The 24149-nt window shown below is 60.7% G+C and carries 22 protein-coding genes and 1 pseudogene; 15 read left to right on the forward strand and 8 right to left on the reverse strand.

Features of this window, described 5'->3' with window-relative positions:
* Window positions 1-79 precede the first annotated feature (79 nt).
* Together dprA and tsaC are read left to right on the forward strand one after the other, a co-directional pair.
* Window positions 80-1180, forward strand: a complete 1101-nt coding sequence (gene dprA / locus ACA073_RS00235) for a DNA-processing protein DprA (RefSeq protein ID WP_497400726.1) — start codon at window positions 80-82, stop codon at window positions 1178-1180.
* A 55-nt stretch (window positions 1181-1235) separates the two neighbouring features.
* Entirely contained in the window at window positions 1236-1793 is a 558-nt protein-coding gene (gene tsaC / locus ACA073_RS00240) for an L-threonylcarbamoyladenylate synthase type 1 TsaC (protein WP_497400728.1), read from the forward strand.
* Window positions 1794-1881: 88 nt separating this feature from the next.
* Here the strand turns inward: tsaC and ACA073_RS00245 are convergent, their stop codons facing one another.
* On the reverse strand, window positions 1882-2859 hold the full coding sequence (locus ACA073_RS00245) for an NADPH:quinone reductase (protein WP_497400729.1): 978 nt from the start codon (window positions 2857-2859) through the stop codon (window positions 1882-1884).
* 180 nt (window positions 2860-3039) lie between these two features.
* Between ACA073_RS00245 and hemF the strand changes: the two genes are divergently transcribed.
* A complete protein-coding gene (gene hemF / locus ACA073_RS00250) occupies window positions 3040-3954 on the forward strand; it encodes an oxygen-dependent coproporphyrinogen oxidase (protein WP_497400731.1) in 915 nt (304 codons plus the stop codon).
* A gap of 13 nt (window positions 3955-3967) precedes the next feature.
* Window positions 3968-4789, forward strand: a complete 822-nt coding sequence (gene aroE, locus ACA073_RS00255) for a shikimate dehydrogenase (RefSeq protein ID WP_497400732.1) — start codon at window positions 3968-3970, stop codon at window positions 4787-4789.
* 114 nt (window positions 4790-4903) lie between these two features.
* Here the strand turns inward: aroE and ACA073_RS00260 are convergent, their stop codons facing one another.
* The 3 genes from ACA073_RS00260 to betC all read right to left on the reverse strand — a co-directional run bounded on the left by ACA073_RS00260 (window position 4904) and on the right by betC (window position 9109).
* Entirely contained in the window at window positions 4904-6472 is a 1569-nt protein-coding gene (locus tag ACA073_RS00260; RefSeq protein ID WP_497400734.1) for a SulP family inorganic anion transporter, read from the reverse strand.
* 185 nt (window positions 6473-6657) lie between these two features.
* Window positions 6658-7578, reverse strand: coding sequence for a choline ABC transporter substrate-binding protein (choX, locus tag ACA073_RS00265; RefSeq protein WP_497400736.1), 921 nt, complete (start codon window positions 7576-7578; stop codon window positions 6658-6660).
* A gap of 16 nt (window positions 7579-7594) precedes the next feature.
* Window positions 7595-9109, reverse strand: a complete 1515-nt coding sequence (gene betC / locus ACA073_RS00270; protein WP_497400737.1) for a choline-sulfatase — start codon at window positions 9107-9109, stop codon at window positions 7595-7597.
* Window positions 9110-9223: 114 nt separating this feature from the next.
* On the opposite strand from betC, the gene ACA073_RS00275 reads away from it, so the two are divergent.
* Window positions 9224-10174 (forward strand): choline sulfate utilization transcriptional regulator, encoded by a 951-nt coding sequence (locus ACA073_RS00275; protein ID WP_497400739.1) that lies wholly within the window; start codon window positions 9224-9226, stop codon window positions 10172-10174.
* A 75-nt stretch (window positions 10175-10249) separates the two neighbouring features.
* Here the strand turns inward: ACA073_RS00275 and ACA073_RS00280 are convergent, their stop codons facing one another.
* A complete protein-coding gene (locus ACA073_RS00280) occupies window positions 10250-10915 on the reverse strand; it encodes an NAD(P)-dependent oxidoreductase (protein ID WP_497400741.1) in 666 nt (221 codons plus the stop codon).
* Between the two features lie 85 nt (window positions 10916-11000).
* Between ACA073_RS00280 and ACA073_RS00285 the strand changes: the two genes are divergently transcribed.
* Entirely contained in the window at window positions 11001-11327 is a 327-nt protein-coding gene (locus tag ACA073_RS00285) for a DOPA 4,5-dioxygenase family protein (RefSeq protein WP_497400743.1), read from the forward strand.
* Here the strand turns inward: ACA073_RS00285 and ACA073_RS00290 are convergent, their stop codons facing one another.
* Window positions 11328-11729, reverse strand: coding sequence for a GFA family protein (locus tag ACA073_RS00290; RefSeq protein WP_497400745.1), 402 nt, complete (start codon window positions 11727-11729; stop codon window positions 11328-11330). It lies immediately after the preceding gene.
* 407 nt (window positions 11730-12136) lie between these two features.
* On the opposite strand from ACA073_RS00290, the gene ACA073_RS00295 reads away from it, so the two are divergent.
* The 9 genes from ACA073_RS00295 (at window position 12137) to ACA073_RS00335 (ending at window position 22714) form a co-directional block, all read left to right on the forward strand.
* The gene (locus ACA073_RS00295; RefSeq protein ID WP_497400747.1) at window positions 12137-13444 is read left to right on the forward strand and encodes a CitMHS family transporter; all 1308 of its coding nucleotides are present in this window, start codon (window positions 12137-12139) and stop codon (window positions 13442-13444) included.
* A gap of 85 nt (window positions 13445-13529) precedes the next feature.
* Window positions 13530-14297, forward strand: a complete 768-nt coding sequence (locus ACA073_RS00300) for a TerC family protein (RefSeq protein WP_497400749.1) — start codon at window positions 13530-13532, stop codon at window positions 14295-14297.
* Window positions 14298-14597: 300 nt separating this feature from the next.
* A complete protein-coding gene (locus ACA073_RS00305; protein WP_497400750.1) occupies window positions 14598-16256 on the forward strand; it encodes a Na/Pi cotransporter family protein in 1659 nt (552 codons plus the stop codon).
* Between the two features lie 166 nt (window positions 16257-16422).
* Window positions 16423-17799: a M16 family metallopeptidase gene (locus ACA073_RS00310; protein WP_497400752.1), complete on the forward strand. Its 1377-nt coding sequence runs from the start codon at window positions 16423-16425 to the stop codon at window positions 17797-17799.
* Window positions 17800-18122: 323 nt separating this feature from the next.
* Window positions 18123-19151, forward strand: coding sequence for a DUF5924 family protein (locus ACA073_RS00315; RefSeq protein ID WP_497400754.1), 1029 nt, complete (start codon window positions 18123-18125; stop codon window positions 19149-19151).
* A 54-nt stretch (window positions 19152-19205) separates the two neighbouring features.
* Window positions 19206-20354 carry an ABC transporter permease gene (locus ACA073_RS00320; protein WP_497400755.1) on the forward strand — a complete coding sequence of 383 codons (1149 nt, stop codon included), beginning with the start codon at window positions 19206-19208 and terminating at the stop codon, window positions 20352-20354.
* Entirely contained in the window at window positions 20351-21154 is an 804-nt protein-coding gene (locus ACA073_RS00325; RefSeq protein ID WP_017341742.1) for an ABC transporter ATP-binding protein, read from the forward strand. Before ACA073_RS00320 ends, ACA073_RS00325 begins: the two co-directional genes overlap by 4 nt.
* Window position 21155: 1 nt before the next feature.
* Window positions 21156-22094, forward strand: a complete 939-nt coding sequence (locus tag ACA073_RS00330; protein WP_497400756.1) for an MlaD family protein — start codon at window positions 21156-21158, stop codon at window positions 22092-22094.
* Complete coding sequence (locus ACA073_RS00335) at window positions 22091-22714, forward strand: ABC-type transport auxiliary lipoprotein family protein (protein ID WP_497400757.1); 624 nt, start codon at window positions 22091-22093, stop codon at window positions 22712-22714. Before ACA073_RS00330 ends, ACA073_RS00335 begins: the two co-directional genes overlap by 4 nt.
* A 10-nt stretch (window positions 22715-22724) precedes the next feature.
* Here the strand turns inward: ACA073_RS00335 and ACA073_RS00340 are convergent.
* Window positions 22725-22808 (reverse strand): annotated as a pseudogene (locus ACA073_RS00340) (outer membrane lipoprotein carrier protein LolA); the annotation flags it as partial.
* Between the two features lie 33 nt (window positions 22809-22841).
* Window positions 22842-24071 carry a nucleoside recognition domain-containing protein gene (locus ACA073_RS00345; protein ID WP_497400759.1) on the reverse strand — a complete coding sequence of 410 codons (1230 nt, stop codon included), beginning with the start codon at window positions 24069-24071 and terminating at the stop codon, window positions 22842-22844.
* Window positions 24072-24149 lie beyond the last annotated feature (78 nt).

Below are 24149 nucleotides of genomic sequence, written 5' to 3' on the forward strand. Positions count from 1 at the left end.
CCTGCTCCACAAGTTACCAACAGAGTTATCCACAGCTTATTCCCGTTTGAACGGGGCTTATAACGATCAAGGATGATCCATGTCGCTGTCTGCTGTTACACCCGTTTCGCCTGCGGAACTGGAAGCCCGTCTACGCCTGCATCGTTTACCGGAGCTCGGCCCTGCCCGTTTCAAAAAGTTGCTTGAGGCCTTCGGCTCGGCGTCCAAAGCCATCAGCGCGCCGGCCAGTGCCTGGCGTGCATTGGGCCTGCCGCTCACCTGCTCGGAGGCCAGGCGCTCAAGTGAAATCCGCGATGGCGCCAGCCACGCATTGGCCTGGCTAGAGCGTCCGGGCCAGCATTTACTGATGTGGGACCAGCCTGAGTATCCGGCATTGCTGGCGGAAATCAGTGATGCACCACCGCTGTTATTCGCGGCCGGCGATCCGGGCATTCTGGAAAAACCGCAGCTGGCGATGGTCGGCAGTCGTCGCGCCTCGCGACCGGGCATGGACACCGCTGCCGCGTTTTCCCGGAGTCTGGCCAGCGCCGGTTTTGTCATCACCAGCGGTCTGGCGCTGGGCATCGATGCCGCCGCGCATCAAGCCGCTTTGGACGTGGGCGGGCGAACGGTCGGTGTACTTGGCACGGGACTTGAAAAGTTTTATCCACAGCGTAACCGGAGGCTGGCGGACGCCATGATTGCGTCGGGCAGTGTGGTGCTTTCGGAGTTTCCGTTGGACGCGGGGCCCACCGCCAGCAACTTTCCCCGGCGCAACCGGATCATCAGCGGTTTGTCCCTTGGCGTGCTGGTGGTCGAGGCCAGTGTCGCCAGTGGCTCATTGATCACCGCGAGGCTGGCTGCGGAGCAAGGTCGCGAGGTGTATGCGATTCCGGGGTCGATTCATCATCCCGGCGCCAAGGGTTGTCATCAGCTGATTCGCGACGGCGCGATGCTGGTAGAAACTATTGAACATATCCTCGAAGCCTTGCGCGGTTGGCAACAGTTGCCGTTGTCGATGGAGACGCCAGCCGTGACTCATCCGCTGCTCATGCTGCTGCATGCGGCCCCGCACACCAGTGAAACGTTGTCCGTCTCCAGCGGCTGGGCTCTGCCCAAAGTGCTGGCGGCATTGACGGAGCTGGAAATGGAGGGCCGGGCGGTCTGCGAAAGCGGGCGCTGGTTTGCCCGGGTGAGCTAGGTTTTATAAGGAAGATCGGTAAACTGCGCAGAGCCTTATTCCGGAGAGTTTTTTCATGGTTAACAGTTGGCGTGTGCAACAAGCCGCGCAAGCCATTCGCGCAGGGGCGGTGATTGCCTATCCAACCGAGGCGGTCTGGGGCCTGGGTTGCGACCCATGGGACGAAGAAGCGGTAGAACGTCTGCTGATGCTCAAGGGTCGGTCGGTGGACAAGGGCCTGATTCTGGTCGCCGACAACATTCGTCAGTTCGATTTTCTCTTCGAAGACTTCCCTGAACTGTGGATGGATCGCATGGCCAGCACCTGGCCGGGGCCGAATACCTGGCTGGTGCCGCATCAGAATCTGCTGCCGCAGTGGATCACGGGTGTGCACGAGACGGTGGCGTTGCGGGTCAGCGATCACCCGTTGGTGCGGGATTTGTGCGCGGTGGTCGGGCCGCTGGTTTCGACGTCGGCCAACCCGCAGGGTCGGCCAGCGGCGCGGACGCGGATTCGCGTGGAGCAGTATTTCCGTGGGCAGGTTGATTTGATCCTGGGCGGGAATCTGGGCGGGCGCAAGAATCCGAGTGTGATTCGGGATCTGGCGACCGGTAATGTCATCCGCCCGGATTGAGACCGAGTCATCGTTCTTCGCGGGCAAGCCCGCTCCCACATTGGAATGCATTTCAAAAGTGGGAGCGGGCTTGCTCGCGAAGAGGCCCTCAAGGCAACAGAACAGTCGAGCCGGTGGTGCGCCGCGCCGACAACTCGGTCTGCGCCTTCGCCGCTTCAGCCAGTGGATACTTCTGGCTGATCTCCACCTTCAACTTACCGCTGATGATCATCTCAAACAGCTCATCCGCCATCCGCTGCAGGTTCTCGGCGTTGTTGGCGTAAGTCGCCAGCGTCGGCCGGGTCACGTACAGCGAGCCTTTCCCCGCCAAAATCCCCAGGTTCACCCCGTCCACTGCACCCGACGCATTGCCGAAACTCACCACCAGGCCACGAGGTGCCGCGCTGTCCAGCGACGTCAGCCAGGTATCCTTGCCAACGCCGTCGTACACCACCGGGACTTTCTTCCCGTCAGTCAATTCCAGTACCCGTTGTGCGACGTTTTCATGGCTGTAGTCGATGGTCGCCCACGCACCGTTGGCCTTTGCCAGCGCGGCTTTCTCCGGCGAGCTGACCGTGCCGATCAACTTCACGCCCAACGCCTTGGCCCATTGGCAGGCCAGGGAACCGACACCGCCGGCAGCGGCGTGAAACAGAATGGTTTCGCCACCCTTGAGTTCATAGGTCTGACGCAGCAGGTACTGCACGGTCAGGCCCTTGAGCATCACTCCGGCCGCTTGTTCGAAGCTGATGGCGTCCGGCAGGTGCACCAGATTGGCCTCCGGCAACACGTGAACTTCGCTGTAGGCGCCCAACGGACCGCTGCCGTAAGCCACGCGGTCGCCGACCTTGAAGCGGGTGACTTCACTGCCCACCACCTCGACGATGCCCGCACCTTCAGCGCCCAGGCCCGAGGGCAAGGCTGGCGGCGGATAGAGGCCGCTGCGGAAATAGGTGTCAATGAAGTTCAGGCCAATGGCCTTGTTGGTGACGCGGACTTGCTGCGGGCCGGGCTCGGCGGGCTGGTAATCCACATACTCGAGCACTTCGGGGCCGCCATGGGCGCGGAACTGGATACGCTTTGCCATCAGAACTCTCCTTAGGTCTTAGCTACTGGAGTTGTAGCGCCAAGCTCGCTATCGGACTCCTAAGCTTGATCTTCGTCAACTGCGGGAGGCCCACCTGCGATGTTATGCTACGCGCCCATTTGCGCCGGCCCCCTGCTCCAATGGAGCGCCGCGTAGTTTTGCCCGATTCAAGGTGATGACATGACGACCCGCACCGAGGCCGTAAAAGCCTACCTGCTCGACCTGCAAGACCGCATTTGCGCCGCCCTGGAAGCCGAAGACGGCGGCACGCAGTTCGTCGAGGACGCCTGGACCCGGCCTGCCGGCGGTGGCGGTCGCACCCGGGTAATCGAGAACGGTGCTGTCATCGAAAAGGGCGGCGTCAACTTTTCCCACGTCTTCGGCAGCGGTCTCCCACCGTCCGCCAGCGCCCATCGGCCGGAACTGGCCGGGCGTGGCTTCGAAGCCTTGGGCGTGTCGTTGGTGATTCACCCGCACAACCCGCATGTGCCGACTTCCCACGCCAACGTGCGCTTTTTCATCGCTGAGAAAGAAGGTGAGGAGCCGGTCTGGTGGTTCGGCGGCGGCTTCGACCTGACCCCGTATTACGGCAATGAAGACGACTGCGTGCACTGGCACCGCGTCGCCGAGCAGGCCTGCGCGCCGTTCGGTCCGGACGTCTACTCGCGTTACAAAGCCTGGTGCGACAGCTACTTCCACATCAAGCATCGTCACGAACCGCGCGGCATCGGCGGGCTGTTCTTCGATGATTTGAACGAGTGGGATTTCGACACCAGTTTTGCCTTCATGCGCGCCATCGGTGACGCCTACATCGACGCTTACTTGCCGATCGTGCAGCGTCGCAAGAACGATGCGTTCACCGCCAAACAGCGCGAATTCCAGGAGTTCCGCCGTGGCCGTTACGTCGAATTCAACCTGGTGTATGACCGTGGCACGCTGTTCGGCCTGCAGTCGGGCGGGCGTACCGAGTCGATCCTCATGTCGCTGCCACCGCAAGTTCGCTGGAGCTATGACTGGAAAGCCGAACCCGGCAGCGAAGAAGCGCGCCTGACCGAGTACTTCCTGCAAGATCGAGATTGGTTGGCCAAGGCCTGAACGAGGAATCCTGATGGACCGTTACGTCGTATTCGGTAATCCGATTGGCCACAGCAAGTCGCCACTGATCCATCGTCTGTTCGCCGAGCAGACCGCTCAGCAACTGGACTACAGCACTTCGCTGGCACCGCTCGATGATTTTTCCGACTTCGCTCGGGCGTTTTTCCTTGAAGGTCGCGGGGCGAATGTGACGGTGCCGTTCAAGGAAGAGGCGTTCCGTCTGGCGCACAGTTTGACGGCGCGAGCGCAGCGAGCTGGCGCGGTGAATACCCTGAGCAAACTCGCCGATGGCACGTTGCTGGGCGACAACACCGATGGCGCCGGGCTGGTGCGTGACCTGATGGTCAACGCCGGTTTCAGCCTCAAGGGCAAACGCATCCTGCTGCTGGGTGCCGGCGGTGCAGTGCGCGGAGCGCTGGAGCCACTGCTGGCCGAGCAGCCGGTCTCGGTGATCATCGCCAATCGCACGGTGGAAAAAGCCGAGTTGCTGGCGGAGTTGTTCGCTGATCTGGGGCCGGTGTCGGCCAGTGCTTTCGATTGGCTGCAGGAGCCGGTGGACCTTATCATCAACGCAACGTCCGCCAGCCTGACAGGCGATGTACCGCCGATTGCCGGCAGCCTGATCGAACCGGGCAATACCGTTTGCTACGACATGATGTACGGCAAGGAGCCGACCTCGTTCTGCCGCTGGGCTACGGAGCATGGCGCGGCAGTGTCGATGGATGGCCTGGGGATGCTCGCTGAACAAGCGGCAGAAGCCTTCTTCCTGTGGCGCGGCGTGCGCCCGGACACCGCGCCGGTGCTGGCCGAACTCCGCCGCCAACTGGCCGCGTAACCTCCTGTAGGAGCGAGCTCGCTCGCGAAAAACCCAAGAACGCCGCTGGGCATCTGGTTTTACGCAGTATCGTTCACGTCCATCGCGAGCAAGCTCGCTCCTACAGGGGTGGTGTCAATCTTCGAAATGGATCGGGCATTTCTCTGCGCCTTCGAGCTTCCTCAATTCCTCCACCACCGGCGGCCGTGCGCCGCGCAAGGTCAGGCTGCGATCCTGCTTGCGCAGCCGTCGCGCTTCCTGGTGCAGCATTTCCACACCCGAATAGTCGATGAAGTTGATGTGCTGCGCCTCGATCACCACGCGCGCGCCGTGCATGCGTTGCAGGCGCACTTGCAGGTAATGGCTGGCGCCGAAGAAGATCGAACCACCGACCCGGAGGATGTCTTCATCGCCGTCGCGCCAATGCTGCACCCGCGGTTGCGACGTGCGTTTCAAGTAGAAGAACAGTGAAGCCAGCACCCCGGCATAAATCGCCGTTTGCAGTTCCAGCAACAGCGTGGCGACGCAGGTCAGTGCCATCACCACGAACTCGGCGCGGCTGACCCGCAGCAACGCGCGAATGCCGCGATGGTCCACCAATCCCCAGGCGATCAACAGAATACTGCCGGCCATGGCAGGGATCGGAATATGCGCAATCAGATGGGCACCGAAGATCGCGAACAGTGCCACCCACAACGCCGAAAAAACGCCCGCCAGCGGCGAGCAGGCACCCGCTTCGTAGCTCAGTCCCGAGCGTGTGAAGGATCCGGCTGACAGCGAACCGGAAAAAAACGCACCGACAATGTTCGAAAAGCCCTGGGCGCGAACTTCCAGATTCGCATCGAGCAACTGCTGCGAGCGCGCCGACAAGGAACGGGCAATCGACAGACTCGTCACCAGCCCGAGCATCCCGACCGCCACGGCGCTGGGCAGCAGGCGCAAAATCATGTCCAGATCCAGCGGCAACGGACTGAAGGGCGGCAGGCGCCCGACAAATGCGCTGACCAACTGCACGTGACCAAACATCGATGGCCAAAGCCACACGAGCAATCCGCTCAGGACCAGGGTGATCAACAGCGTTGGCCAGCGCGGCAGCAGCAGTTTCAGCACGATTCCGACCGCGACAGTCGCCAGGCCCAGCGCCAGAGAGGGTTGGTCTACCTCGCCGAGATGTTGGAACAAGCTCGTAAAGCTGCCCAGCGCTGTCGCCTGATTGGGCAAGTCCAGCCCCAGCAGGTTGGGCATTTGACCGATGGCAATCACCACCGCGGCGCCAAGAGTGAACCCGAGCACCACCGAGTGAGAGACAAAATTCACCAGGGCGCCGAATCGCAGCAAACCCAGCAGCCACTGGAAAATGCCGGCGAGGAGCGTCAGAAGCAGGATCAGCGTGATGTAGTCCTTGGACGCGGGAACGGCCAGAGGGCTGACGCTGGCGTACAGGACAATCGAAATGGCCGCCGTAGGACCGCAGATCAGATGCCACGACGAACCCCAGAGGCAGGCGATCAGCACCGGGATGATCGCGGCGTACAAGCCGTATTCCGGTGGGAGACCGGCGATCAGCGCGTAGGCAATGGATTGCGGCAACGCGAGAATGGCGCCGCTGAGACCGACAATCAAATCACGACCGACGCTGGCGCGGGTCTGCCGGGGCAACCAACGCAGGAAAGGGAAGAGTGAATGGCGGCTGGGGAAGGCCATGGGTCCTCTCGGATGGGATTTTTGCGCAAGGGTATCAGTACATCGCGATCATTGTGGCGAGGGGATTTATCCCCGTTGGGCTGCGAAGCGGCCCGAAACACCAATCGATAATCGACTGCTGCGCAGCCGAACGGGGATAAATCCCCTCGCCACAAGTTGGTGAACTGTATTGAAGGTCCGGGAAATTAGAGTTTGGCTTTCACGGCCGGCAACGCATCCTTCCCGTCTGCGGTCTTCACACCCTCCAGCCATTTATCCAGCACCGCCGGATTTGCCTTGATCCACGCCTTGGCCGCATCCGCATTGCTGACCTTCTTGTTCACCACATCCGCCATGATGCTGTTCTCCATCTCCTGGGTGAAACTCAGGTTGGTAAGCAGCTTGCCAACGTTCGGGCAGGTCTCGGCATAACCCTTGCGGGTCAGGGTATGAACGCTGCCGGTGTCGCCGAAGTATTTTTCGCCACCTTTCAGGTAATGCATTTTCAGCTGCACGTTCATCGGGTGCGGCGTCCAGCCGAGGAAGGTCACGAACTTCTGCTTCTTCACGGCGCGAGACACTTCGGCCAGCATCGCTTGCTCGCTGGACTCGACCAGTTTCCACTGGCCCATGTCGAAATCGTTCTTCTTGATGATCTCTTGCAGCGAAATGTTCGCCGGCGCACCGGAGCCGATGCCGTAGATCTTCTTCTCGAACTTGTCGGCGAATTTGTTCAGGTCGGCGAAGTTATGCACACCCGCGTCCCACACGTAATCCGGAACGGCCAGGGTGAATTCGGTGCCATCGAGGTTCTTCGCCAGTTGCGTGACGTCGCCGGTGGCCACGAATTTGTCATAAAAACCCTGTTGCGCCGGCATCCAGTTACCCAGGAATACGTCGACCTGGCCATCCTTCAAACCGCCAAAGGTAATCGGCACCGCGAGGGTGTCGACCTTGGCCTTGTAGCCCATGCCGTCCAGCAGAAACCCGGTGATGGCGTTGGTCGCGGCGATGTCGCTCCAGCCAGGGTCGGCCATTTTCACCGTCTCGCAGCTCTGATCGGCATACGCCGATGCACTGCCCAGGGCCAGCAGCCCGATCGTCAGTACTGTGGATAACTTTTGCATGGGCTTCCCCTTCACATTATTGGTTTTGGCAGGGTTGTGGATAACGTGCTTTGCGCTCCAGGTCGTCGAGGTCGATGTGGTTGCGCATATATTGCTGACTGGCGTCCACCAGCGGCTGGTGATCCCAGCTCTTCAGCTTGCCGATGGTCAGCGCGTCGGCGACAAATCGCCGACGACGCTGGCTCGCGAGCACCTGGTGGTGTATCGCCGGGATGTTCCATTTGGCCCGGGCTTCAGCCAGAAATTCCTCGAACATGGCCCGATGTTGTGGTGAATGGCTGAGTTCTTCCTGCTCACGCGGGTCGTTGTGTACGTCGAAGAGTAGGCACGGGTCGTCTTCGCTGTAGATGAATTTGTACGCGCCGCGACGAATCATCATCAACGGGCCGATGGTGCCTTCGGCCATGTATTCACCGAAGACCTCGTCGTGACCGCCCTGCCCTTGCAGGTGCGAAACCAGCGAGCGGCCGTCCAGTGGCAGGCCCGGTTCCAGCGAGCCGCCGGCCAACTCGACAAACGTCGGCAGCAGGTCGGCGGTGGAAACCGCTGCGCTGACTCGTCCTGCGCCGAACTGCCCCGGAGCACTTATCAACAGGGGGACTCGCGCGGCCATTTCGAACCAGTGCATTTTGTACCAGAGCCCACGCTCGCCGAGCATGTCGCCGTGGTCGCCGGAGAAGACGATGATGGTGTCTTCGATCAGACCAGTTTCTTCGAGTGTTTGCAGGAGTTTGCCGACGTTACTATCGATATAGCTGCACGCTCCGAAATACGCACGGCGCGCGTCACGGATCTTATCCACAGGCAGTGGCTTGTCCCACAGGTCGTAAACTTTGAGCAGACGCTGTGAGTGCGGATCAAGGTCGGTTTGCGCCGGGGTATCAGGCAAAGGGATTTCCGCATCGTCGTACATATCCCAAAAAGCCTTGGGAATCGTGTACGGATCGTGTGGGTGAGTCATCGACACCGTCAGGCAGAACGGCTGGTCGCCCTCCTCACGGATGTGGTCGAACAGATATTGCTGGGCCTTGAACACCACCTCTTCGTCGAAATCCAGTTGATTGGTGCGCACGCACGGCCCGGCTTGAAGCACCGACGACATGTTGTGATACCAGGTCGGACGGACATCCGGTTCGTCCCAGTTCACCGCCCAACCATAATCGGCCGGGTAAATGTCACTGGTCAGGCGTTCTTCGTAACCGTGGAGCTGGTCCGGGCCGCAGAAGTGCATCTTGCCGGACAGTGCGGTGCGGTAGCCGAGACGACGCAGATAGTGGGCGTAGGTCGGCACATCGGCAGGGAAATCGGCCGCGTTGTCATAGGCGCCGATCTTGCTCGGCAACTGACCGCTGACCAGGGTAAAACGCGACGGCGCGCAGAGTGGGCTGTTGCAATAAGCGGCGTCGAACACCACGCCTTCGGCGGCGAGGCGGCTGAGATTTGGTAATTGGATAGGCGAAGGGCCGTAGAACGGCAACATTGGCGCGGCCATCTGATCGGCCATGATGAAAAGAATATTCTTGCGCTTCATGTGATCGCGGCATTCCATAGTGAATATTTATGCGAGAGTGCTGCGATCGAGCATGGAGTCCTTGCACTTTGTGGTAAAGCCCATGCCAGGTAATGACTAGGATAAGCACAGCTTATGTATGACGCTCTGGGTGATTTGTCCCTTGATCTGCTCCGTGCCTTCGAAGCGGCGGCGCGCCAGCGCAGCTTCACTGCGGCGGCGGTTGAGCTCGGCACTACGCAACCGGCGATCAGTCAGCAGATCAAACGGCTGGAAGATCAGCTCGCCACACGGCTGTTCGATCGCATTTATCGCGGCATTGAATTGACTGAGGCGGGGACGATTCTTTACGAGCAAGTTCAACTCGGTTTGCAGAATATCGACGCAGGATTGAGCGCGATCAGTGCACAGCATCAGCATGAAGTGTTGCAAGTTGCCACCGACTTCGCCTTCGCCGCCTATTGGCTGATGCCTCGTCTACACCGTTTTCACGCCGCCAATCCGCAAGTGGACGTCAGCCTGGTCACCAGCGAGCGCAGCCTCAACATGCTGCGTACCGACATTGATGTGGCGGTGCTGTTTGGTGATGGGCGTTTTAAACAGGGCGAAAGCCATTGGCTGTTCAGCGAAGAAGTGTTTCCGGTGTGCAGTCCGCTGCTGTTGAAGGACCGCACCCTGCCGTTGCCTGCACAGTCGCTGCTGGAATTTCCGCTGCTGCACCTGCGCGGCGAAAACAGCAGCAACTGGTTCGACTGGAGTGGCGTGTTTCGCGAGTTGGGGATCATGTCGGCGCCCGTGCCCGGGCAATTGCGTTTCGACAATTACACCTTGTTGATTCAAGCAGCGATTGGCGGTCAGGGTGTGGCGATTGGCTGGCGGCACCTTGTGGATAACTTGCTCGCGCAAGGTTTGTTGTGTCGACCGATTGCGGAGACGGTGATGTCCCGGCTGGGTTATTACGTGGTCTTGCCCCAACGCAAGCGGCGCGGGGTATTGATTCAACAGTTTGTGGACTGGTTGATGGAGGAACAGGCTAGCAGTGCGCAATCGCTGAATGGCGTGTCTTTACCTTCGATTGCGGTGTGAAAATTAAAAGATCGCAGCCTTCGGCAGCTCCTACGATGCGTTCCCATGTAGGAGCTGCCGAAGGCTGCGATCTTTTTACTGCTCTGAAGTCGCGACAAAATTCACGTGCTCGCCAACGTGAAGGTTCAGCTGCAGTTCATCGGCAATCCCCGTCGCGACGCGGCTCAACCGCTGAAGCGGTTCGGCCAGCCCCGGTTCCAGGCTGCTGCTGACCTGACTGAAATGCTCGATCGTCAGCCCCGCGACGCTGCGTGGCGCATTGACCAGCGTCCAGTGCAACGCGCTGCTTTGCAGAGCTTCGCGGATTTCTTCGGCGGCGTGGCGTTCCAGTTGATCTTCAATCTCCGGATCGTCCAACACCTCGAAATCGCCCACCAGAAACAGTCTGGCAATGCCCGCAGCCTGCATGCCATCGATCAGCGCATCGACCGCCAGTACTTGTTCGACCGGGCCCGGCACGATGGTTTTTTCCACGTGCTCGCTGTTGAACGGCAACCCCGGAGCGTCCAATAGACAGATGACGGCCGAGCAACCCGCCACGCTTTGCTTGACCCGCTCGGCGTCAAACAGATCACCGGTCTTGGCGCGCAAACCGGGGCGCGGCGCCAGCGCCGTCAGGTCGTCGAGAATCGCGATCACTTCATGTTGGCGCCGCAGCATTTCAGCCATCAGCGCACTGCCCAGGCTACTCATGGCACCATACAGCACCACTTTTACCACCGGAGTTTCGGCATTTTTCATAAGCTGAGCTCCACACTTTCCTACCTATATGGTGTGTGACCTGTGGGAAACGGTGAGGGTTCGACCGGGTTTTAGAGGGATTCAGATGCAGCAGATCAAGGGCTATCACGCCCACGTGTATTTCGACGCCGCCCGCATTGATCAGGCGCGCACGTTGTGTGAGCAAGCGGCGCACCTGTTCCCGTTAAAGATGGGTCGAGTGCACGAACGTCCGGTCGGCCCGCACCCGGACTGGAGCTGTCAGTTGGCGTTCGGCCCCGAACTCATCGGCGACGTGTTGCCGTGGCTGGCACTCAACCGCAAGGGTTTGGTGGTGTTCCTGCACCCGGATACAGGCAACGATTTGCTCGACCACACGGAACATGCGATCTGGATGGGCGCGATTCGGCCGCTGGACCTGTCTGTTTTTTGATCATAGGGTTTCTTCGGCTTCACCCGGCAGGTGCTCGTCCAGGTGCAGCCACGGCAAACGGTTGTCGGTCCAGATGTGCCGCTCGGCCGGGGCCTGCTCGGGATGATCGAGGGTGGCGATAGTCAGGTCGATGCTCTCGGGGCTGAGGCGTGTCACCAGCGCGAGTTGCGCCCCACAGTTCGAGCAGAAATATCGTACGCAACTGGATGACGACGCGTACTGCGCCGGTGTGCCTTTCAGCCATTCGAAAGTCGACGCGGGCACGGTGATCCAGGTGGTCACGATCCCGCCGCTGACTCGCCGGCAAATCGAGCAGTGACAGTGGGCGATGTCGTGTAACGGGCCACTGAATTGATAGCGAAGATGTCCGCAGTGGCAGCCGCCTGTGTGAATGTTGGTCATGCTGTTTCCTCCTGATGCGTTCTTACTGACGCCTTCGCGAGCAAGCCCGCTCCCACAGGTGAGCGCATTTCAATGTGGGAGCGGGCTTGCTCGCGAAGGCCGCAACTCGGTTTCCCCGCCCTGCCCCAGTCCGACGACCGGTCACACATCCGGTCAATGCTTTCCCCAGCGAAAGCTGGCTGAAAGCTTCCCCGATTAGGATCGCCCCACTGCCGGCAACAGACCGGTCGGCCAATGCCAGTGTTTTATCGCTCGCACAGCCCATTTAACAACAACAATGGTGACCCTGATGTCCTTTGCTACCCGCCGCTTCGCTGCAACTCCGCCCGTACGCCTCGTGCTTCCCGTTCTGCGCTGACCCACCCGGTTCGCCCATTCCCTAGCCGCGCTACGCCTGGAGTATTCCCATGCTGACTTTCCTTGGCTTTGCCATGGTCATCACGTTCATGTTCCTGATCATGACCAAGCGCCTTTCCGCGCTGATCGCCCTGATCATCATCCCGATCGTCTTCGCCCTGTTCGGCGGTTTTGCGCCGAAGATCGGCCCGATGATGCTCGAAGGCATCACCAAGCTTGCGCCGACCGGCGTGATGCTGATGTTCGCCATTCTCTATTTCGCCCTGATGATCGATTCCGGCCTGTTCGACCCGGCCGTGCGCAAGATTCTCAAACTGGTCAAGGGCGACCCGTTGAAAGTGTCGGTCGGCACCGCCGTACTGGCGCTCGTCGTTTCCCTCGATGGTGATGGTGCGACCACTTACATGATCTGTGTGGCCGCCATGCTGCCGCTCTACAGCCGCATCGGCATGAGCCCGCGGATCATGGCCGGCCTGATCATCCTTGCCGGCGGCGTGATGAACATGACTCCGTGGGGTGGTCCGACCGCTCGTGCGGCCAGTGCGCTGCACGTGGACCCTTCGGCGATCTTCGTACCGATGATTCCGGCGATGGCTGCCGGTGTCCTGGCCATCCTGGCCATCGCTTACTTCTACGGCAAACGTGAACGTGCGCGTCTGGGTGAACTGCACCTGGTGGGTGACGAAATCGACCACAGCGAAATCAGCGTTTCGCAGTTCCCGGATGCCCGTCGCCCGAATCTGATCTGGTTCAACGGCGCCCTGACGTTCGCCCTGATGTGCACCCTGATCGCCGGCCTGTTGCCGCTGCCGGTGCTGTTCATGGTGGCGTTCAGTATTGCAATGATCGTCAACTATCCTTGCCTGCAACAGCAGAAGGATCGCGTCGCGGCTCACGCCGGTAGCGTGCTGGCGGTGGTCGGTCTGATCTTTGCCGCGGGCATCTTCACCGGTATCCTGTCGGGCACTGGCATGGTCGATGCGATGTCGAAAAGCCTGTTGGCGGTCATCCCGGATTTCCTCGGCCCGTACCTGGCCGTGATCACTGCGCTGGTGAGCATGCCGTTCACGTTTTTCATGTCGAACGACGCATTTTATTACGGCGTGTTACCAGTACTTGCCGAAGCGGCCAGTCATTACGGTATAACCGCGGTTGAAATGGCACGTGCCTCGATCGTCGGTCAGCCCGTCCACTTGCTGAGCCCGCTGGTACCATCGACTTATTTGTTGGTGGCCCTGGCGGGTATCGACTTCGGTGACCATCAGCGCTTTACCCTGAAGTGGGCAGTGCTGGTGTGTATGTGCATACTGGTCGCCGCGTTGCTGATGGGGATTTTTCCGCTGTTCAGCACTCTATAAGCCCAAGACTCACCACAACGGGTCCAGGCTTTGCTGTTTGAAGCCCGGGCCCGTTCTGGTTTAACACTCGCTCAAAGGAATACACATGGAATGGCTGACCAACCCTGAAATCTGGGTTGCCTTCTTTACCCTGACCGCCCTGGAAATCGTCCTCGGTATCGATAACATCATCATGATTTCGATCCTGGTCAGCCGCATGCCCAAGCACATGCAGGCGCGCACCCGAATCTTCGGTCTGGCGTTGGCCATGATCACGCGGATCCTGTTGCTGCTGTCGATCACCTGGGTCATGCGCCTCACGGCAGACCTGTTCGAAGTGTTCGGCCAGGGTATTTCCGGGCGCGACCTGATCCTGTTCTTCGGTGGTCTGTTCCTGCTGTGGAAGAGCTCGCAAGAGATGTACCACGCGCTGGAAGGTGAAGACGAAAGCAATGAGGAGCCGGGCGGCAAGGGCGGCAACTTCATTTACACCATCATCCAGATCGCGATCATCGACATCGTGTTCTCGCTGGACTCGGTAATCACCGCAGTCGGCATGGTCTCCCACGTACCGGTCATGGTCGCGGCGATCATCGTGGCCGTACTGGTGATGATGTGGGCTTCCGGCACCATCAGCGAGTTCATCGACAAGCACCCGTCGCTGAAGATGCTGGCGCTGTCGTTCCTGCTGTTGGTCGGTACCGTGCTGATTGCTGAATCCTTCGATGCGCACATACCGAAAGGCTACGTCTACTTCGCCATGGCGTTCTCCCTGGCGGTGGAAGCGATCAACATCAAGATGCGTACCGCGATGCTGAAAAAGAAGAAGCAGCAAGATCCGGTGAAACTGCGTAAGGACATTCCGGGGCAGTAAGCCCGGTGTCTCTCAGTTAGTACGCAAAACCTGTGGGAGCGGGCTTGCTCGCGAAGACGGAGTATCAGTCGACATCAATGTTGCCTGATACGACGCTTTCGCGAGCAAGCCCGCTCCCACATTGTTTTTGCGCGACTGATAGGCCCTGTTTTCATGACAGTTTTGTTTCAATCACTTCTTTAGCTATGCGATGCTGGCGCCCGGACCGTTAGCCAACTACAGCTTAAAGTACACAACGTAGAAAGTCGCGCGGCACCGTCAACTTGCCCCTCTGGGGCGCTGCCACCCCAGGGGGCCCGTATGCTCACCCTGCTCAATTTGCTATCTGCCGTGGCCTTGTTGATCTGGGGCACGCACATCGTCCGAACCGGCATCCTGCGGGTCTACGGTTCCAACCTGCGCCATGTGATCGGCCAGAACATGTCCAAGCGCGGGCTGGCGTTTGTCGCCGGGATCGTCGTGACCGCCATGGTCCAGAGCAGCAACGCCACTGCCATGCTCGTCACGTCCTTTGTCGGTCAGGGCCTGATGGCGCTGACGCCGGCGCTGGCGACCATGCTCGGCGCCGACGTGGGTACGGCGCTGATGGCGCGGGTCCTGACGTTCGATTTGTCATGGCTGTCGCCGCTGCTGATTTTCATTGGGGTCATTTTTTTCCTGTCGCGCAAACAGACGCGGCTCGGGCAGATGGGCCGCGTCAGCATCGGCCTGGGGCTGATCATTCTGGCGCTGCAACTGATTGTCGAAGCGGCTGCGCCGATCACCCACGCCCAGGGGGTCAAAGTGATTTTCGCCTCGCTGACCGGCGACATCCTGCTTGACGCCCTGGTCGGCGCGCTGTTCGCGATGATTTCCTACTCCAGCCTGGCCGCCGTCCTGCTCACCGCGACGCTGGCCGGTGCCAGCGTGATCAGCTTGCCCGTGGCCATCGGCCTGGTGATCGGTGCCAACATCGGCAGCGGCATTCTGGCGTTCATGAGCACCAGCATGCAGAACGCCGCGGGTCGTCAGGTGGCGCTCGGGAGCCTGCTGTACAAGCTGATCGGCCTGTTGCTGATCATTCCAGTGCTCGACCCGCTCGTGCACTGGATCGACAGCCTGGATTTCAGCCCACAGGAAATGGTCATCGGCTTCCACCTGCTCTACAACACCACGCGTTGTCTGATTCTGCTGCCAAGCGTCGGGCCGATGGCCAGGCTTTGTGCGTGGCTGCTGCCGGAGCGGCCGGAAACCAACGGCACCGCCAAACCGCGGCACCTTGATCCGACGGCGCTGGTGACCCCCAGCCTGGCGCTGGCCAACGCCGTCCGGGAAACCCTGCGCATCGGCGATCTGATCGACAACATGCTCGTAGCCATGCTCGACGTGCTGCAAGGCAAGCAAACCGCCGTCACCCAGGAAATGCGCCGCCTGACCGATGATGTGGAAGCGCTCTACAGTTCGATCAAGCTCTATCTGGCGCAGATGCCCCGCGAAGACCTCAGCGAGCACGACAGTCGGCGCTGGGCGGAAATCATCGAATTGGCGATCAACCTCAAACTGGCCAGCGACCTGATTGAACGCATGCTGCGCAAGGTTCAACAGCAGAAAACCTCGCAGCGCCGGTCTTTTTCCGAGGTCGGTCTGGACGAATTGGCGGGGTTGCACAGTCAGCTGATCTCCAATTTGCGCCTGGGATTGTCGGTGTTCCTCAGCGCCGACAAGGAAAGTGCCCGCCAGTTGTTGCGTGAGAAACGTCGCTTTCGCGCGCAGGAACGCCGCTTGGCCCATGCTCATGTCAGCCGGTTGCAACGTAAGATCGTGCAAAGCATCGAGACCAGTTCGCTGCACCTGGAGCTGATCGCCGACATGAAGCGTCTGAATTCGTTGTTCTGCAGCAGTGCGTATGTGGTGCTGGAAACGTCTGACACCGGTGCATTGGCCACCGATGATTTGGCTGACATCACGCATTCGCCTTGAACGTCTGGCAGTGTGGTCAGTCAGTAACAATGGTTCAGCCTGAAGGCCTCTTCGCGAGCAAGCCCGTTCCCACAGTGGAATGCATTTCAAATGTGGGAGCGGGCTTGCTCGCGAAGAGGCCCTGACTGACGACACGGATCTCCAATTAGTCGTACGGAAACTCGTTATGCGTTGTCTGTTGTTTGCCTGCCTGTTGCTGGGATCACTTCCTTCGTTTGCCCTGGACCGTTTCCAGGTCGAGGGCTATACGCTGCCCAACGGCCTGCAAATGCTGCTCAAACCCGGCACCGAACGCGGACACGTGGCGATTCGGCTGGTGGTTGGCGTCGGTATTGATGATTTCAGCTGCGCCGACAAGGAGCTGCCGCACCTGCTCGAACACCTGCTGTTCAGCGGCATCGACGCCACCGGCGAAGGCGGCCTGGAAGAACGCATGCAGGCGCTCGGCGGTGAGTGGAACGCTTACACCAGCAACGCCGACACCACGTTCGTCATCGAAGCGCCGGCGAAAAACCAGCGCAAGGTCCTTGACCTGCTGCTGGCGCTGCTGACCCAGACCCGAATCGACGACAACGCGATCAACGCCGCCAAGCAAGTGGTCGAGCGCGAGGACGGCGGCCATTACTCACACTTGCAACGCTGGCTCGATCGTCAGGACCTGGGCCACACGGCGAGCAACCAACTGGCCGTGGAATTGGGACTCAAGTGCCCGGAGCGGGCCGAGGTCGATCACCTGACCCGCGAACAACTCGAGACGGCACGCAAGGCCTGGTACGCGCCGAACAACATGACACTGATCATGGTCGGCGACCTCGACCGTTTGCTGCCGGCCTATCTGGAACGGGCCTGGGGCGCACTCGAGGCGGTTGACCCGAGCGATCACCCACCACTGCCGCAAATCCAGGCCAGCGCAGCCCATGAGCGCACGTTGGGTCACGGCTTCGTCGGCGGTGGAGCGAAATTGCACTGGCTGGTGCCGGAGCCGGTGCTGGAAGACCAGCACGACGAAACCTTCGACTTGCTCAAGGACTATCTGGACTGGGCGCTCTATCGCCAGCTGCGCCTGGCGCACAGTCTGTCCTACGGCCCCTCGGCCGAACGCGAGGTGTTTGGTGGTGTGGGTTTCATGAGCCTCAACGCCGACCTAGAGCGCGACGATGTGGCCGAGGCCGAGCAAGTATTGGATGAGTTGAAGGCCGGGCTGCTCAAGGTCGGCCTGAATGCCGACACCTTCAACCGCCTCAAGCAGGCCGCCATTGCCCGTCAGGCCTGGGCCGTGCAAGGCAACAGCGCGCTGGCCGATTACTACTGGAGCGCGCTGGGGGACTACGAGGATGGTCGTTTCGCTGACCCGGCCAGGGAACTGCACGGCGTGACGCTGGCAGAAGCCAACAAGGCCATGCGTGAGTTGCTGTTGCAACCCGGTTATCTGCGGATCGAGAAGCCGTTGATGAGTTATGACCAGGTGATGTGGGCGATTGGCGGGGTGTTTGGGATGTTCGTGCTAATGCTGCTGGCTTGGCGAATCCATCGCAGCCGATAACCAATCCCTGTGGCTGCGTAATGCTGTTCACTCAAGAAAATCTTCAGGCAGGCAAGAAATCTGTGGCGAGGGGATTTATCCCCGTTGGGTCGCGAAGCGGCCCCGGAATTGGCCATCCGGTTCAATCAGACAAAACGCATTCACAGGTTTTTGCGACTGCTTCGCAGCCGAACGGGGCGGTGCGACGTTTCGTTAAATCCCCTCACCACAATTAGATTTCCAATCTGGGGTTTGTATTTGGCAAAGTGACTGGCACCCTCGCCACACCGCCCCCCGGGCGGTAACCTGTCGAGGATTTTTCCACGACTATTGTGAATCGCCGAATGCCTACCCTGACCTTGTTCGTACAGCGCATCCTCGAATTGATGAAGCGCTACCCAGGGGTCATTGCGCTCGGCGGTTTCATCTCCGGTGTCGCCAGCTTCATGCTGGTGGATCGTCAGCAAGGCCTGGCGACCTGGATCACCATCATCATGGTGTTGAGCTGGATCTGGCTGATGCTGGAAAACAGCCTCACCAAGCTCTTCGCCCGAATCTTCAAACGGGAAATTCCCCGGCCATTGCTGCGCTATGCCACGCAGATGATTCACCAGGAAAGTCTGTTCTTCGTCCTGCCGTTCTTTTTCATCACCACAACGTGGAACAGCATCCAGCTGTTTTTCACCGGGCTGCTGTGCATCGCCGCGCTGATTTCCATCATCGACCCGCTCTACTACAAATGGCTGGCGCCCCGGCGCTGGGCGTTCCTGGCGCTGCACACGCTGACGCTGTTTGCCGCGCTGCTGACCGCCCTGCCCGTCATCCTGCACCTGACCACGTCCCAGAGCTTCAAACTCGCCCTGGGCACGGCCGTCGTCCTGTCGTTCCCGAGCCTGGCGTCGATCTTCCCGATCCGCACGGTGCGCAACGCGCTGGCCATTCTGAGCATCACCGTCGGCATCGGCGGCGTGGGTTGGGTGTTGCGCTCGTGGGTGCCGCCGGCCACGTTGTGGATGACCGATGTGGCGATCAGCACCCAAATGCAGGACCGCACGCCAGGCAAAAGCCTGGAAGAAGTCAGCGCCGAGCAGATCCGTGGAAACGGCCTGTACGCCTACACGGCGATCAACGCCCCGCGCGGTCTCGGTGAGCGGATTTACCACGTCTGGCAGTTCAACGGTAAAGAAGTCGACCGCATCGCGCTGGACGTCCACGGCGGGCGCAAGGAAGGCTATCGCGCCTGGACACACAAACAGAACTTCCCCGGCAACCCGGCGGGTGACTGGCAGGTCCGTGTGCTGACCGAGGACGGTCAGTTGATCGGTGTGTTGCGCTTCAAGATCACGGACAGCACACCGGCCAAAGAAAAGTAATGCGGTTCGTGCTATTACGTAGCTCTGCGTAACAGCCGAACAAGCACGGAGCTTATGACCAGCAGCACAATGCCCGGCAGTGCCTTGATGGACACCTCGCACACCCCTGCGCAATTGCGGGTCATGGGTGACTGGACGCTCGCCCATTACGCCGACCTCAAGGATCTGAGCGAAAAGCTCCGCGGCCAATACGACGACACAACCCACATCGACCTCAACGGCCTCGGCGCGATCGACACCGCTGGCGCATCGCTGTTGGTGGAGTTGCTCGGTTCTGACCGCCTCGGCAAATCCGCCGAACATCCCGACTGCACGCTGTCTGTCGCCGATCGTGCGTTATTGCAGACCGTTTATTGCTCGATGACCGATTTCTGCGTGCCGATCAAGGAAGTGGAAATCGGCGTCGGCATTCAACTGCTGACCCGCATTGGTCGCGCGGTGGACGCCGTCTGGCAGGACACCCTGCAACTGCTGGGATTCGTCGGCCTGATCCTGGAAACCATCGCCCGTGGGCTGTTCCGCCCCAAACGCTGGCGCATCACGCCGATGGTCGCGCACATCGAGCAGACCGGCCTCGACGCCGCGCCCATCGTCGCCCTGCTGACCTTTCTGGTGGGCGCCGTGGTGGCGTTTCTCGGGGCAACGGTGCTGGCGAGTTTCGGTGCGAGCATTTTCACCGTGGACCTGGTGGCGTTCTCTTTCCTGCGCGAATTCGGCGTGTTGCTCACCGCAATCCTGATGGCCGGCCGCACCGCCAGTGCTTTCACTGCGCAGATCGGCTCGATGAAGGCCAACGAAGAAATTGATGCCATTCGCACCCTGGGTCTCGACCCGATGGAGTTGCTGGTGGTGCCGCGCGTGCTGGCCCTGCTGGTGGCGCTGCCGATGCTGACCTTTCTGGCGATGCTCTCGGGGATCGTCGGCGGCGGCGTGGTCTGTGCCGTGGCGCTGGATATCTCGCCAGCGATGTTCCTCTCGCTGCTGCAAACCGACATCGGCGTTCAGCACTTTCTGGTGGGGATCGTCAAAGCGCCGATCTTTGCGTTCCTCATCGCCGCCATCGGGTGCCTCGAAGGCTTCAAGGTCAGCGGCAGCGCCGAGTCTGTGGGCGCGCACACCACATCGAGTGTGGTGCAGTCGATTTTCGTGGTGATCGTGCTCGACGCCGTGGCCGCGCTGTTTTTCATGGAGATGGGCTGGTGAGTCGTCTACCCCGAGCGCCCTCCGAGGCGGTGATTGAAGTCCGTGGGCTGTGCAATCGTTTTGGCCGCCAGAGCGTGCACGAAAACCTCGACCTGGATCTGTACAAGGGCGAAATCCTTGCCGTGGTCGGCGGTTCCGGCAGCGGCAAATCGGTACTGCTGCGCAGCATTGTCGGCTTGCGCCAGCCCAGCGAAGGCGTGGTGAAGGTGTTCGGCAAGAACCTGCCGACGTTGTCCGAACACGAGCGCTCGATGGTCGAGCGGCGCTTCGGTGTGCTGTTCCAGAAAGGCGCCCTGTTCTCTTCGCTGACCGTGACTGAAAACGTCGCCCTGCCCTTGATTGAACACGCTGGCCTGAGCCGCAACGATGCCGAGCATTTGGCGGCGGTCAAACTGGCGCTCGCCGGGCTGCCACTGTCGGCGGCCGACAAGTACCCCGCTTCGCTGTCCGGCGGGATGATCAAACGCGCGGCGCTGGCCCGGGCGTTGGCACTGGACCCGGACATCCTGTTCCTCGACGAACCCACCGCCGGTCTCGATCCGATTGGCGCGGCGGCTTTCGATCAGTTGATCCTGACCTTGCGCGATGCGTTGGGTTTGAGTGTGTTTCTGGTCACCCATGACCTCGACACGCTCTACACCATCACTGATCGTGTGGCGGTCCTGGCGCAGAAGAAGGTGCTGGTGGCGGACGCCATCGACAAGGTCTCGGAGACCGACGACCCGTGGATTCACGAATACTTCCATGGCCCTCGCGGCCGCGCGGCGCTGACGGCCGCTCAACAGTTGAATGAGGTCTGACATGGAAACCCGCGCCCATCACGTATTGATCGGCCTGTTCACCGTGATTGTGGTGGCAGGCGCCCTGCTCTTCGGCTTGTGGCTGGCCAAGTCCAGCGTCGACACCGAGTTCAAGGATTATGAAATCGTCTTCAACGAGGCGGTCAGCGGTTTGTCCAAGGGCAGCGCCGTGCAATACAGCGGGATCAAGGTCGGCGACGTGGTGACCTTGCGCCTGGACCCGAAAGACCCGCGCCGCGTGCTGGCGCGGATTCGCCTGGGTGGCGACACGCCGATCAAGGAAGACACCCAGGCCAAACTGGCGCTGACCGGGATCACCGGTACGTCGATCATCCAGCTCAGCGGTGGCACCCCGCAAAGCCCGACGCTCAAGGGCAAGGACGGTGATCTACCGACCATCATCGCATCGCCCTCGCCCATCGCCCGGCTGCTCAACGACAGCAACGATTTGATGGCCGGCGTGAACGTCTTGATGCACAACGCCAATCAGATGTTTTCTGCGGAGAACGTCGAGCGCATCAGCAAGACCCTCGAACATCTGGAACAAACCACCGGCACCATCGCCGATCAGCGCGGCGACATTCGTCAGGCGATGCAGCAACTGGCGTCGGTCGGCAAGCAGGCCGGCGCGATGCTGGAGCAGACCTCGGCGCTGATGCGCAACGCCAACGGTATGCTCAACGATCAGGGCAAGCAGATGTTCGGCAGCGCCGAGCAAGCCATGAAGTCGCTGGAACAAAGCAGCGCGACGATCAACAAACTGCTCACCAACAATCAGGACTCGCTCAACAGCGGCATGCAGGGCCTCAATGGCCTGGCCCCGGCGGTGCGCGAGCTGCGCGATACCCTGACGTCGTTGCGGGCGATTTCCCAGCGCCTGGAAGCCAACCCCAGCGGTTACCTGCTGGGCAATGACAAGAACAAGGAGTTCACGCCATGAAGCTGCGCCATGCTGCCCTCCTCGGCGCTTTTGCGTTGACCAGCGCCTGTTCGATCCTGCCGAAGTCGGAGCCGTCCGATGTGTATCGGTTGCCTTCGGCCCAGAGCGTTTCTCCCGGCCACGGCACGCCGCAACGCTGGTCGCTGCGCCTGACCAAACCGCAGGCCAGCGAGGCGTTGAACAGTCCGCACATCGCCGTGATTCCGCAAGGCGATCTGATCAGCAGCTACAAGGCTTCACGCTGGAGCGACCCGGCGCCGGTGCTGCTGCGCAATCGTCTGCTCGATGGTTTCCAGCGTGACGGTCGAGTGTCGTTGTTGAGCACTGATGACAGCAATTTCCAGGCGGATCTGGAATTGGGCGGCAACCTGCAAGCGTTTCAGACCGAGTATCAGGGCACGGCCGCCAGCGTGGTCGTGCGACTGGACGCGTTGCTGGTGCGCGGTTATGACCAGCGCATTCTCGCCAGCCGCCGCTTCGAAGTGCGCCAGCCGTTGAGTGATGTGAAGGTGCCGTCGGTGGTGGCCGGGTTTGGCCAGGCGAGTGATCAGTTGACGGCGCAGGTGGTGAGTTGGGCGGTGGAGCAAGGGCAGAAAGTCGCGCCGCCAGCGCGACCATAAGTCCGCCGCCGAACACTGTAGGAGCGAGCTTGCTCGCGAAAAACTTGAACACGCCGCGGGGTGCCAGGCATCCATCGTCATCGTTGACGACCATCGCGAGCAAGCTCGCTCCTACAAGGGTTTATGGTTAGCCGAAGAACCAGTAGCAAACGCCAATGGCGCCCAGCACGCCGGCGAGTTCCGCCAACAACGCACACCCCACCGCGTGCCGTGCCCGCTGAATCCCCACCGCGCCGAAATACACCGCCAGCACATAAAACGTCGTTTCCGTACTGCCCTGAATCGTCGCCGCCACCAACGCCGGGAAGCTGTCTACGCCGGACGTCTTCATGGTTTCAATCAACATCGCCCGGGCCGCGCTGCCGGAGAACGGCTTGACCATCGCCGTCGGCAGCGCATCGACGAAGCGCGTGTCCCAACCGGCCCACTCCACCAGATGCCGAATCCCGTCGAGGCCGAAATCCAGCGCCCCGGACGCCCGCAGCACGCCCACCGCGCACAGCATCGCCACCAGGTATGGCAGCAGATTCTTGGCCACGTCGAAGCCTTCTTTCGCACCTTCGACGAACGCCTCATAAACCTTCACTTTGCGCAGCGCGCCGATCACCAGGAACAGCATGATCAGCCCGAACAGCGTCAGGTTGCCGAGGATCGATGACAGGCCCGCCAGAGCGGTCGCCGAAAGCGTCGCCAGCAACGCCATGAAGCCGCCGAGGGCGAGGGCGCCGGGGATCAGATAGGCGAGCACCACCGGGTCCCACAAGCGCAGGCGCTGCATGAACGCCACCGACAGCAACCCCACCAGTGTCGAGCAACTGGTGGCGAGCAGGATGGGCAGAAACACCAGCGTCGGATCCGGCGCGCCTTGCTGCGCGCGGTACATGAAGATCGTCACTGGCAGCAGGGTCAAGGAGGAGGCGTTGAGCACCAGGAACAGGATCTGCGCGTTACTGGCAATGGTGTCGCTGGGGTTGAGCTCTTGCAGCGCCTTCATGGCTTTGAGGCCGATCGGCGTGGCGGCGTTGTCCAGGCCCAGGCCGTTGGCGGCGAAGTTCAGGGTGATCAGGCCGATGGCGGGGTGACCGGCCGGCACTTCCGGCATCAGGCGCAGGAACAACGGGCCCAGCGCCTTGGCCAGCCATTCGACGATCCCGGCCTTTTCGGCGATCCGCAGAAAACCCAACCAGAGGGTGAGGGTGCCGAACAGCAGGACCATGACCTCGACCGACAACTTGGCCATGGCGAAAATGCTTTCCACCATCGCCGCGAAAATCCCGGCGTTGCCACCGATCAGCCACTGCGCCAGCGCCGATACGGCCGCGACGATGAAGAAGCCAAGCCACAGGCCATTGAGCATCAGTTAAATCCCCCAAAGAATGGGGCGAATGATAGCGGGGTAGCCAGAAACGACAAACCCCGGATTTCTCCGGGGTTT

The sequence above is a fragment of the Pseudomonas sp. LBUM1670 genome, assembly GCF_059695695.1.